10 protein-coding genes are annotated in these 13805 nt (G+C 70.7%); 6 read left to right on the forward strand and 4 right to left on the reverse strand.

What is annotated here, in order from left to right; genetic code table 11:
- Positions 1 to 140: 140 nt before the first annotated feature.
- The 4 genes from PV721_RS11665 to PV721_RS11680 are packed head-to-tail and all read left to right on the forward strand — an operon-like array spanning position 141 to position 4610.
- The gene (locus tag PV721_RS11665) at positions 141 to 2753 is read left to right on the forward strand and encodes a sensor histidine kinase KdpD (RefSeq protein WP_319723053.1); all 2613 of its coding nucleotides are present in this window, start codon (positions 141 to 143) and stop codon (positions 2751 to 2753) included.
- Entirely contained in the window at positions 2750 to 3436 is a 687-nt protein-coding gene (locus tag PV721_RS11670; RefSeq protein WP_319723055.1) for a response regulator, read from the forward strand. Before PV721_RS11665 ends, PV721_RS11670 begins: the two co-directional genes overlap by 4 nt.
- A gap of 25 nt (positions 3437 to 3461) precedes the next feature.
- Positions 3462 to 3881, forward strand: a complete 420-nt coding sequence (locus PV721_RS11675; protein ID WP_125816976.1) for an OB-fold nucleic acid binding domain-containing protein — start codon at positions 3462 to 3464, stop codon at positions 3879 to 3881.
- Between the two features lie 3 nt (positions 3882 to 3884).
- On the forward strand, positions 3885 to 4610 hold the full coding sequence (locus PV721_RS11680) for a DUF3159 domain-containing protein (protein ID WP_319723061.1): 726 nt from the start codon (positions 3885 to 3887) through the stop codon (positions 4608 to 4610).
- Between the two features lie 369 nt (positions 4611 to 4979).
- On the opposite strand, the gene PV721_RS11685 is transcribed toward PV721_RS11680, so the two are convergent.
- Positions 4980 to 5642: a potassium channel family protein gene (locus tag PV721_RS11685; protein WP_319723064.1), complete on the reverse strand. Its 663-nt coding sequence runs from the start codon at positions 5640 to 5642 to the stop codon at positions 4980 to 4982.
- Positions 5639 to 6307 (reverse strand): potassium channel family protein, encoded by a 669-nt coding sequence (locus tag PV721_RS11690; RefSeq protein WP_030385679.1) that lies wholly within the window; start codon positions 6305 to 6307, stop codon positions 5639 to 5641. Before PV721_RS11690 ends, PV721_RS11685 begins: the two co-directional genes overlap by 4 nt.
- 219 nt (positions 6308 to 6526) lie before the next feature.
- On the opposite strand from PV721_RS11690, the gene PV721_RS11695 reads away from it, so the two are divergent.
- Complete coding sequence (locus PV721_RS11695) at positions 6527 to 8581, forward strand: APC family permease (RefSeq protein WP_319723070.1); 2055 nt, start codon at positions 6527 to 6529, stop codon at positions 8579 to 8581.
- Between the two features lie 93 nt (positions 8582 to 8674).
- Positions 8675 to 10012: a class I SAM-dependent RNA methyltransferase gene (locus PV721_RS11700; protein ID WP_319723072.1), complete on the forward strand. Its 1338-nt coding sequence runs from the start codon at positions 8675 to 8677 to the stop codon at positions 10010 to 10012.
- A 256-nt stretch (positions 10013 to 10268) separates the two neighbouring features.
- Here PV721_RS11700 and PV721_RS11705 read toward each other — a convergent pair whose 3' ends face one another.
- Complete coding sequence (locus PV721_RS11705; RefSeq protein WP_319723074.1) at positions 10269 to 12431, reverse strand: DEAD/DEAH box helicase; 2163 nt, start codon at positions 12429 to 12431, stop codon at positions 10269 to 10271.
- Positions 12428 to 13756 (reverse strand): BREX system ATP-binding protein BrxD, encoded by a 1329-nt coding sequence (gene brxD, locus PV721_RS11710; RefSeq protein WP_319723076.1) that lies wholly within the window; start codon positions 13754 to 13756, stop codon positions 12428 to 12430. The genes PV721_RS11705 and brxD overlap by 4 nt, the downstream gene beginning before the upstream one ends.
- Positions 13757 to 13805 lie beyond the last annotated feature (49 nt).

Here is a 13805-nt window from a genome sequence, read left to right on the forward strand (position 1 = left end):
CCGCCGTTCCACCATCCCGCCCCGCCCCCGTACCGCCCGCACCGCAGCGGATCCGCGCGGTGCGTCAGGGATCCGTCAGGGATCTGGGCGGGGACGTCGATCGGTGCGAGGACGGTGCGGACGTCCCCGAGAATGGGCGCATGGGACGCGGCAAGCTCAGGATCTACCTCGGCGCGGCACCCGGTGTGGGCAAGACCTACGCGATGCTCTCCGAGGGCCACCGCAGGGTGGAGCGGGGCGCGGACCTCGTCGTCGGCTACGTCGAGCACCACGGGCGGCCGCGTACGGAGGTCATGCTGCACGGTCTCGAACAGGTGGAGCGCAAGGCCCTCACCTACCGCGGAGCCTCCTTCACGGAGATGGACGTCGACGCGCTCCTCGCCCGCGGGCCCGCCATCGCGCTCGTGGACGAACTCGCCCACACCAACGTGCCCGGCTCGCGCAACGCCAAGCGGTGGCAGGACGTCGAGGACCTGCTGCGGGCCGGGATCGACGTCGTGTCCACCGTGAACATCCAGCACCTGGAGTCCCTGGGGGACGTGGTCGAGTCGATCACCGGGGTGCGGCAGCGGGAGACCGTGCCCGACGAGGTGGTCCGCAGGGCCGACCAGATCGAGCTGGTCGACATGTCCCCGCAGGCGCTGCGCCGGCGGATGGCGCACGGGAACATATACGAGCCCGAAAAGGTCGACGCGGCCCTGTCCAACTACTTCCGGCCCGGCAACCTCACGGCCCTGCGCGAGCTCGCGCTGCTGTGGGTGGCCGACCGGGCGGACGAGTACCTCCAGCAGTACCGGGGCGAGCACGGCATCCGCTCGACCTGGCAGGCGCGGGAGCGGATCGTCGTCGGGCTGACCGGCGGGCCGGAGGGGCGCACGCTGATCCGGCGCGCCTCACGGATGGCGGCCAAGGGCTCGGGCAGCGAGATCCTGGCCGTCTACATCGCCCGCAGCGACGGGCTGACCGCGGCCTCGCCGAAGGAGCTCGCCGTCCAGCGGACGCTGGTCGAGGACCTGGGCGGAACGTTTCACCATGTGATCGGCGACGACATCCCGGACGCGCTGCTGGAATTCTCCCGCGGGGTCAACGCCACCCAGATCGTCCTCGGCTCCAGCCGCCGCCGCTCGTGGCAGTACGTCTTCGGCCCCGGTGTCGGCGCGAGCGTGGCCCGCGACTCGGGGCCCGACCTCGACGTCCACATCGTCACGCACGAGGAGGCCGCCAAGGGGCGCGGCCTGCCCGTCGTCCGCTCGGCGGCCCGGCTCGGACGGCCCCGGCTCCTCGCCGGCTGGGTGGTGGGCGTGGTCTTCCCGCCGCTGCTGTGCATGTTGCTGACGCACGTCGCGTGGGACCCGGGGCTCGCCAACGACATGCTGCTCTTCCTGGCGCTGACGGTCGCGGCGGCGCTGCTCGGCGGCCTGTGGCCGGCCCTCGCCTCGGCCGCTGTCGGCTCGCTGCTGCTGAACTACTACTTCGCCCCGCCGCTGCACCGGTTCGCCATCTCCGACTCCCGGAACATCGTCGCCATCGCCGTCTTCGTCGGGGTGGCCCTCTCCGTGGCGTCCGTGGTGGACCTGGCCGCGCGCCGCACCCACCAGGCGGCCCGGCTGCGCGCCGAGTCCGAGATCCTCTCCTTCCTGGCCGGCAGCGTGCTGCGCGGGGAGACCACGCTGGACGCGCTGCTGGAGCGCGTGCGCGAGACCTTCGCCATGGAGTCCGTGGCCCTCCTGGAGCGGGCGAGCGACGTGGAGCCCTGGAAGCCGGCCGGCAGCGTCGGCCCCAGCCCCGCCGACCGGCCCGAAGACGCCGATGTGGACATGCCGATCGGCGACCACATGGCGCTGGCCCTGTCCGGGCGGGTCCTGCCCGCCGAGGACCGCCGCGTGCTGGGCGCCTTCGCGGCCCAGGCGGCGGTGGTCCTGGACCGCCAGCGGCTGGTCGGAGAGGCCGAGGAGGCCCGCCGGCTCGCCGAGGGCAACCGGATCCGGACCGCGCTGCTGGCCGCCGTGAGCCATGACCTCCGTACGCCGCTGGCCTCCATCAAGGCGTCCGTGAGCTCCTTGCGCTCCGCCGACGTGGAATGGTCCGAGGAGGACCGGGCCGAGCTCCTGGAAGGCATCGAGGACGGCGCCGACCGGCTCGACCACCTGGTGGGCAACCTGCTCGACATGTCCCGGCTGCAGACCGGCACCGTCACCCCGCTCATCCGGGAGATCTACCTCGACGAGGTGGTCCCGATGGCGCTGGTCGGCGTACCGGAGGACAGCGTGCTGCTGGACGTGCCCGAGACGCTGCCGATGGTGGCGGTGGATCCGGGGCTGCTGGAGCGTTCCGTGGCCAACGTCGTGGAGAACGCCGTCAAGTACAGCCCGCCGGGGAAACCGGTCCTGGTGGCGGCCAGCTGTCTCGGCGACCGCGTCGAGGTACGGGTCGTCGACCGCGGGCCGGGGGTGCCCGAGGAGGCCAGGGACCGGATCTTCGCCCCCTTCCAGCGGTACGGTGACGCCCCGCGGGGGGCCGGCGTGGGCCTCGGGCTCGCGGTCGCCCGCGGGTTCGCCGAGGCCATGGAGGGCACCCTGGCGGCCGAGGACACCCCCGGCGGCGGGCTGACCATGGTGCTTACCCTGCGCGCGGCGCCCCCCGGCCCGCCGCCGGAAGACCCGCCGGAAGCGGTGGAACCCGTGGAACCGGAACACACGGAACGTGATCACAACAGTGATCGGATGACGCGACAGAAGGCAGGACCTCAATGACCCGGGTGCTCGTGGTGGAAGACGAGCCGCAGATCGTCCGAGCCCTTGTGATCAACCTGAAGGCACGCAAGTACGAGGTCGACGCCGCCGCCGACGGCGCCACCGCACTGGAGCTGGCGGCGGCCCGTCACCCCGACGTGGTCGTCCTCGACCTCGGGCTGCCCGACATGGACGGCGTCGAGGTGATCAAGGGGCTGCGCGGCTGGACCCGGGTGCCGATCCTGGTCCTCTCCGCCCGGCACAGCTCCGACGAGAAGGTCGAGGCGCTGGACGCGGGGGCCGACGACTACGTCACCAAGCCCTTCGGCATGGACGAGCTGCTGGCCCGGCTGCGCGCCGCCGTCCGCCGCGCCGAACCCGCGGCCGGTTCCGGCGAGGACGAGGTGATCGTGGCGACCGAGGGCTTCAGCGTGGACCTGGCCGCGAAGAAGGCGGTGCGCGAGGGGCGCGACGTACGGCTGACGCCGACCGAGTGGCACCTGCTGGAGGTCCTGGTCCGCAACCGCGGCAAGCTGGTCAGCCAGAAGCAACTGCTCCAGGAGGTCTGGGGGCCCTCGTACGGCACCGAGACCAACTACCTGCGGGTCTACATGGCCCAACTGCGGCGCAAGCTGGAGGCGGACCCCTCGCGCCCCCTCCACTTCATCACCGAACCGGGCATGGGATACCGCTTCGAGAGGTAGTGGGCACGCCGGTAGGCTTCCTTGTATGAGTGCTGAACCGCGTCCCGAGAAGCCCGCGAAGCCGGCCAGGCCGGCGGGCCGGTTCCGCCGGATGATTGAGCGGCTGTCCACCTCGCAGGAGGAGCTGCATTCGGCGGAGCTGCAGGAGGACGCAGAAGCCGCGGGGTGCACGCGGATCTGCGACTGCCACGACCGCCAGATAGTCAAGGTGACCGGAACCCTGCGTACCGTCACCCTGCGGCCGCGGGCGGGCGTCCCCGCACTGGAAGCGGAGCTGTTCGACGGCTCCGCCGCCCTGGACGTGGTCTGGCTCGGGCGTCGCTCGATCGTGGGAATCGAGCCGGGGCGACGCATGATCGCCTCCGGGCGCATCTCGATGAGTCATGGCCGTCGGGTGCTCTTCAACCCGAAGTACGAACTCCGACCGCTCGGACAGGAGCACTGACCGGTGACGTCATTCGACAAACCGACCACCCCGGAACCCGACGCCACGCCGTCCGAGGACCAGAGCGCGGTCACGCAGGCGGCGCTGTTCGACGCCTTCGGAGGCATCCGGGGCACCGTGGAGACGATGCTCCCCGGGCTGCTCTTCGTCATGATCTACACGATCAACAAGGACCTGAAGTGGTCCGCCTTCGCCGCGGGCGCCGTCGCGGTGCTGCTGGTGATCGTCCGGCTGCTGCGCAAGGACACGGTGAAGCACGCCTTCAGCGGGGTCTTCGGCGTGGGCGTGGGCGTGGCCTTCGCCCTGTTCACGGGCAGTCCGAAGGGCTTCTATCTGCCGGGCATGATCTACGGCGCCGGACTCGGGGTCGCCTTCACCCTCTCCGCGCTCGTGGGCTTCCCGCTGCTGGGCGTGATCCTGGGCCCGGTGTTCAAGGAGAACCTGTCCTGGCGCACGCGCAACCCGGGGCGCAAGAGGGCTTACACCAAGGCCAGCCTGGCCTGGGGCCTGATCTTCCTCGCCAAGTACGCGATCCTCTTCCCGCTGTACTGGTGGGGTGACGCGACGCAGCTGGGCTGGGTGCTGGTCGCGCTGAAGCTGCCCCCGATGGTGCTCGCCGTGTACTTCACCTGGCTCTTCCTGGCGAAGGCGCCGCCGCCGATCGACGTGATCGCGGAGTGGGAGGCGAAGGAGGCCGAGGAGGCCGCCGCCAAGGGGCCGAAGGCCTGACGGCCCACAGCCGGCGAAAGGGGCGGGACCGGCCCAGGTGGCCGGTCCCGCCCCTTCGTGCTGCCGGGCCCCCGCGCGCCGGGCGGCACTGCGTACGCGATCCCGGCGGTGGGAGCACGCCTGCGGGCGCAAGGGTGAGCCCGTAGAGCCGGCGGCCTCTCGCGCGCCGCCGCCGGACCCGTCCACGGCCCGCGACGGGCCCGGGAGCGCGCGTCCGTGCCGGGCCGGGTGCCGGCGCCGCCGTGCAGGGGCAGAAACCCTGCACCCGCGCCGTCGCACCCGAGACGGCCCGGGGGCGGAAAGCCCGAAGGGGGCGCGCCCCGCAGGGCGCGCCCCCTTCGTCGTCGAGCGTGCCCGCAGGGCCAAGGGCTAGCCGCGGGCCTGGAGGAGGTCCTCCAGCTGTTCCTCGCGGGCCTGGGCGGCCACGAACAGCAGTTCGTCGCCGGGCTCCAGGGTCTCCTCCCCGTGCGGGGTGAGGACGCGGTTGCCGCGGATGATCGTGACCAGCGAGGTGTCCTCGGGCCAGGTGATCTCGCTGATCTGGGTGCCCGCGACCGAGGAGTCGGGCGGCAGGGTCAGCTCGACGAGGTTGGCGTCACCGTGGCTGAAGCGCAGCAGGCGCACCAGGTCGCCGACGCTGACGGCCTCTTCGACCAGGGCCGACATCAGGCGCGGCGTGGAGACCGCGACGTCGACGCCCCAGGACTCGTTGAAGAGCCACTCGTTCTTCGGGTTGTTCACCCGGGCCACCACGCGCGGCACCCCGTACTCGGTCTTGGCGAGCAGCGAGACGACGAGGTTGACCTTGTCGTCACCGGTCGCCGCGATGACCACGTTGCAGCGCTGGAGCGCCGCCTCGTCCAGCGAGGTGATCTCGCAGGCGTCGGCCAGCAGCCATTCGGCCTGCGGCACCCGTTCCACCGAGATGGCGGTCGGGGCCTTGTCGACCAGGAGCACCTCGTGGCCGTTCTCCAGCAGTTCGCCCGCGATGGAGCGGCCCACCGCGCCCGCCCCTGCGATCGCGACCCTCATGCGTGTGCCTCCTCAGGTCCTTCGGCGAACGCCGCCTCGACCTTGTCGATCTCGTCCGTACGCATCATGACGTGGACGAGGTCGCCCTCTTGGAGGACGGTCGCCGACGTGGGCAGCATGGCCTCGCCCAAGCGGGTGAGGAAGGCGACGCGGACGCCGGTCTCCTCCTGGAGCTTGCTGACCTTGTGCCCGATCCAGGCGGCGGAGGTGTGCACTTCGGCGAGCTGGACACCGCCGCTCGGGTCGCGCCACAGCGGTTCGGCGCCCGACGGCAGCAGCCGGCGCAGCATCTGGTCGGCGGTCCACCGCACGGTGGCGACGGTGGGGATGCCGAGGCGCTGGTAGACCTCGGCGCGCTTGGGGTCGTAGATGCGGGCGGCGACGTTCTCGACGCCGAACATCTCCCGGGCCACGCGGGCGGCGATGATGTTGGAATTGTCACCACTGCTGACGGCGGCGAAGGCGCCCGCGTCCTCGATTCCCGCCTCCCTCAGGGTGTCCTGGTCGAAGCCGACCCCGGTGACGCGGCGGCCGCCGAATCCGGCGCCGAGCCGGCGGAATGCGGTGGGGTCCTGGTCGACGACGGCGACCGTATGCCCCTGCTGTTCCAGGGTTTGCGCGAGGGCGGAGCCCACTCTTCCGCAGCCCATAATGACGATGTGCACGGCCGTCCTTCCGGCTGTCAGCGACTCGCTGGTTCCCAGCCTCATTGCATGCTCTGGTTTAACAGGGTCTCAGACCATGGCCCAAGCTACACACGGGCGGTCACGGGTGTGGCCTCTTGCGCCGCAGTCGTGATGCGACCGGGGAGGAATTGCGGCGGGATTGCGGTATGAGGGGGTGGGGGTTCGTCAGTCTGATTTCGAACGCTTACGATCCTCTGCGTGTCCAAACTGACCGACGTGCCCAAACGGATCCTGATCGGCCGGGCGCTACGCAGCGACCGCCTCGGAGAAACCCTCCTGCCCAAGCGGATCGCCCTTCCCGTCTTCGCCTCCGACCCGCTCTCCTCCGTGGCATATGCCCCTGGCGAGGTCCTGCTGGTCCTGTCGATCGCGGGCGTGTCGGCGTACCAGTACAGCCCCTGGATCGCACTCGCGGTCGTCGTACTGATGTTCACCGTCGTGGCCTCCTACCGCCAGAACGTCCACGCCTACCCGAGCGGAGGCGGCGACTACGAGGTGGCGAACACCAACCTCGGACCCCGGGCCGGTCTGACCGTCGCGAGCGCCCTGCTCGTCGACTACGTCCTGACCGTCGCCGTGTCGATCTCCTCCGGAGTCGAGAACCTCGGCTCCGCCGTGCACTTCGTCATCGAGCACAAGGTGCTCTCGGCGATCGTCATGATCCTTCTGCTCACGCTGATGAACCTGCGCGGCGTGAAGGAGTCCGGCAAGCTCTTCGCGATCCCCACCTACGTGTTCGTCGGGGCCGTGTTCGTCATGATCGCCTGGGGTGCCTGGCGGGGCATCGTCCTCGACGAAACCATGGCGGCACCGACCGCGGACTTCGAGATCGAACCGGAGCAGAAGGGCCTGGCCGGCTTCGCGATGGTCTTCCTGCTGCTGCGCGCCTTCTCCTCGGGCTGTGCCGCACTGACGGGCGTCGAGGCCATCAGCAACGGCGTTCCTGCCTTCCGCAAGCCCAAGAGCAAGAACGCCGCGTCCACCCTCGCCCTCATGGGCGGCCTGGCGGTCACCATGTTCTGCGGGATCATCGGCCTGGCCATGGCCACCGACGTGCGGATGGCCGAGAACCCGGCCGTGGACCTGCTGCACAACGGTGTCCCGGTCGGCCCCGAGTACGTCCAGGACCCGGTGATCTCGCAGGTCGCCGAGGCCGTCTTCGGCGACGGAAGCTTCCTCTTCATCCTGCTGGCGACGGCCACCGCGCTGGTGCTGTTCCTGGCCGCGAACACCGCGTACAACGGCTTCCCGCTGCTGGGCTCGATCCTCGCCCAGGACCGCTACCTGCCGCGTCAGCTCCACACCCGCGGCGACCGCCTCGCCTTCTCCAACGGCATCGTGCTGCTCGCCGGCGCCGCGATCCTGCTCGTCTGGATCTACGACGCGGACTCGACCAAGCTGATCCAGCTCTACATCGTCGGCGTGTTCGTCTCCTTCACCCTGAGCCAGATCGGCATGGTCCGGCACTGGAACCGCCACCTGAAGTCGGAGCGCGACGCCGCCGCCCGCCGCCGGATGCACCGCTCCCGCGCCATCAACACCTTCGGCGCCTTCTTCACCGGCATGGTGCTCGTCGTCGTCCTCGCCACCAAGTTCACCCACGGCGCCTGGGTCGCCCTGCTGGGCATGGTGATCTTCTACGGCACCATGAGCGCGATCCGGAAGCACTACGACCGGGTCTCCGCCGAGATCGCCGCCGCCGAAGGCCCCAGCGACGACAGCGTGCGGCCCTCCCGGGTCCACTCGATCGTCCTGGTCTCCAAGGTCCACAAGCCCACGCTGCGCGCCCTGGCCTTCGCCAAGCTGACCCGCTCGGACACCCTGGAGGCGCTCAGCATCAGCGTCGACCAGGCCGAGACCAAGGCGCTGCGCGACGAGTGGGACCGGCGCGGGATCAACGTGCCGCTCAAGATCCTCGACTCGCCCTACCGCGAGATCACCCGCCCGGTGGTCGAGTACGTGAAGGGCCTGCGCAGCGAGAACCCGCGCGACGCCGTCAGCGTCTACATCCCGGAGTACGTCGTCGGACGCTGGTACGAGCACCTGCTGCACAACCAGAGCGCGCTGCGCCTCAAGGGCCGGCTGCTCTTCACGCCCGGTGTGATGGTCACCTCGGTGCCCTACCAGCTGGAGTCCTCGGAGCTCGCCAAGAAGCGGGCGAAGAAGCGCCAGGACTGGAACGCCCCGGGCGCCGTGCGCCGCGGCCCGGTCGACACCCCGCGGCCCCCGAAGGAGCCCGCCTCGAAGGACTGAGCAGGTTGGTGAACGGCCGGACGAGATCCACGTAAACTGGTGGGTCGGTCGTCCGGCCGTTCCCCGTTTTCGGTTTTTTGGAGTCTCCCCACCATGACGAGCGTCGAGCAGAACGAGAAGCAGTCACTGGTCGGGGAGGAGTACGAGGTCGAGGTCGGCCCCGTCGCGCACGGCGGACACTGCATCGCCCGGACCGAGGACGGCCGCGTCCTCTTCGTCCGCCACACCCTGCCCGGTGAGAAGGTCGTCGCGAAGGTCACCGAGGGCGACGTCGACTCCCGCTACCTGCGCGCCGACGCCATCACCGTGCTCGACGCCTCCAAGGACCGCGTCGAGGCCCCCTGCCCGTACGCCGGCCCCGGCAAGTGCGGCGGCTGCGACTGGCAGCACGCCAAGCCGGGCGCGCAGCGCCGGCTCAAGGGCGAGGTCGTCGCCGAGCAGCTGAAGCGGCTCGCCGGGCTCACCCCGGAGGAAGCGGGCTGGGACGGCACCGTGATGCCCGCCGAGGGCGACAAGCTGCCGGCCGGTCAGGTGCCGCAGTGGCGCACCCGCGTGCAGTTCGCGATCGACGAGGACGGCCGGGTCGGCCTGCGCAAGCACCGCTCGCACGACATCGAACTGATCGACCACTGCATGATCGCCGCCCCGGGTGTCTCGGAGCTCGGCATCGAGCAGCAGGACTGGCCCCAGATGGAGACGGTCGAGGCGATCGCGGCGACCGGCTCCCAGGACCGCCAGGTCGTCCTCACGCCCCGCCCCGGCGGCCGCCTCCCGCTCGTCGAGCTGGACAAGCCGGTCTCGGTCCTCCGGGTCGAGGAGAAGGACGGCGGAGTGCACCGTGTCCACGGCCGCCCCTTCGTACGGGAGCGCGCGGACGGCCGTACGTACCGCGTCGGCATGGGCGGCTTCTGGCAGGTCCACCCGCAGGCCGCAGACACCCTGATCAAGGCCGTCATGCAGGGCCTGATGCCGCGCAAGGGCGAGATGGCCCTCGACCTGTACTGCGGCGTCGGCATCTTCGCGGGCGCGCTGGCCGAACGCCTCGGCGAGACCGGCGCGGTGCTCGGCATCGAGTCGACGAAGCGCGCGGTCGAGGACGCCCGGCACAACCTGGCGGACTTCCCCCGGGTCCGCATCGAGCAGGGCAAGGTCGACCAGATCCTCCCGAAGACCGGCATCACGGAGTGCGACCTGGTCGTCCTGGACCCGCCCCGCGCGGGCGCAGGCAAGGGCACGGTCCGCCACGTCGCGGGCCTCTCGGCCCGCCGCATCGCCTACGTGGCCTGCGACCCGGCGGCCCTGGCCCGCGACCTGGGCTACTTCAAGGAGGCCGGCTACCGCGTCCGCACCCTCCGCGTCTTCGACCTCTTCCCGATGACCCACCACGTGGAGTGCGTGGCGATCCTGGAGCCGGTCGCAAAGGGCGCCTGACCTGCAGTTTCTGGCCTTCGTCGTCCGCTCGACGTGTTTCCTATCGTCCAACGCGTGAAGCTGGGAGTTGTCTCGGGTACCCGTCTGACCTGCGGATTCAGACGGGTACGACGCTGGCGACACACAGCGTGTCCGCTCACGTCTTGGGTTGCTGACGCTCGCATGACGCTCGTTCTGAAGGCCCGTCACGCAGCAGGAGTGCGGTCGGCAAGCAGAGCGAGAGGGTCACCTCGCGGGTGTCGACCACCGAGCCGTATCACCGCTGGTCTGATACGAACCGTACGGATTCGGCCAGGGTTCGGCGCGCGCCGTCGAAGTCGGCGAGCCTGGCGGCCAGTGTGGCCGTTGCCAGTCGGGTGGGCAACGCCGTGGAAAACTTGAGGCCGTGTACGGCTCGCTGGTCGACATCCGGCAGGACCAGGGCGGAGGCACAGGGCACGCTGTCCCTGGCTGCTCGCCAAGCGTGCGGCGTCAGGTCCTCGCGCAGGCGCACGTAGCAGTCGGTCGGTTGCTGGAGCGGGTCGGTTGCGGTGGACAACGTGGCGGCGAGGGTCGCGTTGGTCCGGTAGCCGGCCCAGGTCCACCAGCGGACGTCCCCTCCGCGCCGGGTGATGAGGGTTCCGCCGGGGTGGACCGTATGGGGCGCTTCCTCGTCACGCCACTCGCGCAGGGCCACGGCTGCCCTGCGGGTCAGGGAGACGGGTGGGTCGGCGCCGAGCAGCACGTCCCGCATGGCACGGGCGAGCGCGTACGAGAGGCCGGTGGGCGTGCCGCTCGACCACTTGGCGATGCCTCCGCCCTCCACGGGTTCGACGAACACGCGCCTGCGTCCCCAGTCGATGTACGTCACCTGCCAGCTGCGCCCCGCCAGGAGCAGTCGGCGAGGCCCCGGCCGTTCCTCGGTGAGTACGGCCGGATCCGCCTGGCCGATCTCCGTGCGCCCGGAAAGCACGGTGAACTGCGGGGGCGCCGTGAACGAGGCGGTCAGCTCGATGAAATGGCGTCGTCCGAAGCGGTGTTCCGCCTCCGGGCCGATGAACAGCAGTCCCCCGTCGGAGTCGAGGAACCCCTCGCCCACCAGATGGCGCAGGATGGGAGCCGCGGAAGCGTCGAAGGGCGCCAGTCCGTTCCACTCGTCCGCCCACAGCCGGTCCCCCACCTTGTGCTTCTGCAGGATGACGGCAAGCAGTTGCTGGGCGACCAGGTGCCGGGGCTCAGGCGGTGGGACCACGGGTTCCACCCAACCCTGGCTCCACAGCAACAGCAGGCCGGCTGCCTGAAGCAGGGAGTCCTTGCGGGTGGTGAGGAAGAGGCAGTTGCGGCTCGATCCGTCCCGGCGTCCGGTGCGTCCGATGCGCTGCAGGAACGAGGCGACGGTGGCAGGGGAGTCGATCTGGATGACCCGGTCCAGATCGCCCACGTCGATGCCCAGTTCGAGGGTGGAGGTGGCCACGATCACGCAGTCACGGGCCTCGGCGAACGCCTGTTCCGACCGGGCACGTTCTTCGGCGGAGAGGGAGGCGTGGGACAGGAACACGGAGACCTCGCGTGCGCGGAGTGCGGCGCCCAGTTCCTCCACCTGGCGTCTCGAATCGCAGAACACCAGCCGCTTTTCGCCCCGGTGGAGCGAGGCGATGATCTTGGCGGCGTTGTCGAGGGAGCCGACGTAGTCCAGCTCGACGTCACCGGGGGGCGGGGGAGCCACCCCTCCGTCCGGAGCCGGAGCCCTGCCCGGGGAGACCACGCGGCCCGGCCTTCGCCCGGCCCCCGAGCCCTGGAGCCAGGTCAGCAGCTGCTCGGGGTTGCCGACGGTCGCCGACAGTCCGATCCGCTGGATCGAGCGGCCCACTACCCGCTCCAGGCGTTCCAGCACGGCCAGCAGGTGCCAGCCCCGGTCGTCCCCAGCGAAAGCGTGCACCTCGTCCACGACGACCGCCCGGAGCCCGCCGAGCAGGTGGGTATGGTCGGTCTTCACGCCGATGAGCATGGCCTCCAGCGATTCGGGCGTGGTGAGGAGGATGTCCGGTCGGCCGGTGCGGATGCGGTTTCGCTGTGACTCCTTGGTGTCCCCGTGCCAGAGCGCGGCGCTCCGCCCCAGCCACTGTGCGTAGCCGTCGATACGGGTCGCCAGGTTGTTCAGGAGCGCCTTGAGCGGGCAGAGGTAGAGTGCTGACGTGCCTGACCAGCCTTGCTCCGACATGGCGGACAGAATCGGCAGGCAGGCCGCCTCGGTCTTGCCGCCCGCGGTGGGGGCCAGCAGCACCGCGTCGTGCCCGTCCATCACGGGATCGATGGCCGCTCGCTGCAGGGGCCGCAGGTCGGGCCAGCCAAGCGTGTTGACCACATGGTGCAGGACGACGGGGTCCAGGCGGTCGACGGGGTCGTGGTGGTGCTCGGACCGGTCGGCGGGTCCTGTCATGGGATGTCCAGGTCGATCTCGTCGGCGGAGACCGCGGCGGCCAGGTTCCGTTCCACCTCGGTCAGCTCACCGCTGGAGACGGTCAGGCGGTAGTGCTGTCGTGGGTCGAAGTCGTCGAACTGGTCGATGCGGTCCAGTACGTCGCCGACCAGCTTCTTCAAGTAGACGCGGGGCGCGACGCCGACCTTGCCGCCGAGGGCTCCGCCCACCGCGCCGGCCAGGTCGGCGACGTACGCGTCGTCGGCCAGCACCCTCACCCGGTCCGGTGCGGAGGCGCCGGCCGCGTACAGGTCCCGGATGGTGATCCCGAGCGCGACCAGGGAGTCCTGGGTGAACCCTGGCAGCCGGATCTGCACTGCGCGTGGATTGTCGAAGCGCGGGTCCGTGGTGAAGTCGGTGGCGAGCCGCTGGGCGAGAGGGGCCAGCCGTTGGGCTCCCTGTTGCCCGTCGTAGAAGGCCGGCGTACCCGTGATGATCAGGTACAGGCCGGGGAAGCGCCCGGAATGCACCTCGTCGATGAGCTGGCGCAGTGCGTTGAGGGCTTTGTCGCGGGCGTCCGACCGGACCCGTTGGAGGGTCTCCACCTCGTCGAGCACGAGGAACAGCCCGCGGTGTCCGGAGTCGCGCAGCACGGTGAGCAGCCCTTGGAGGAAGCCCAGAGCGCCGAAATGGTCCAGGTCGCCGCGGACGCCGGCCGACCGGCGTGCTGCGGCGGCCACATGCGGCTGGCCGCCGAGCCAGGCCAGGACCGCGGAGGCCGTCGCCTCGTCTCCCCGGGCGAGGGCGGCCCGGTAGCCGCGCAGTGCGGTGGCGAAGGACGGGGCGTGCCGGGACACTTCGGTGAGGCGGGCCGTCAGCAGGTTCTCGACCGCGTCGGCCAGTTCGTCCTCGCTCGCTCCGTCGGCGAGGGCGTCCTCTTCCAGGGCGTAGAACCAGGCGTCGACCACCGGGCGCAGGGCGCTGGGTGGGAAGCTGGCCGTGGTCAGCCGCTCGGTCAGACGTCGGTAGACCGTCTCCAGGCGGTGCAACGGGGTCTCCGTCTCCGAGATCTGTATCTCGGCCACGGCGAACCCTCGCTGCTTGGCACGCTCGCCGAGCCACCGGGTGAAGAACGTCTTCCCGGAGCCGTACTCACCGCGGACGGCCTTGAAAACGGAAGCGCCCGAGATGACCGCGTCCAGTTCGGCATCGAGCGCGGACTCGAACCGGTCCAGGCCCGTGGCCAGCAGGTCCAGCCCGGTTTCGGGTACGGCGCCGCGGCGCAGTGCGTCGATGGCGGTACGACGACGGGCGGCGGAGACGGCGGAAGAGCGCGGGTCGGTCACCCCCGCATTCTTCCATCCGTGCCGGATCGTCCCTGCGGGCGATCGCCGC

It is taken from the genome of Streptomyces sp. MB09-01 (assembly GCF_033794505.1).
Lineage (GTDB): Bacteria > Actinomycetota > Actinomycetes > Streptomycetales > Streptomycetaceae > Streptomyces.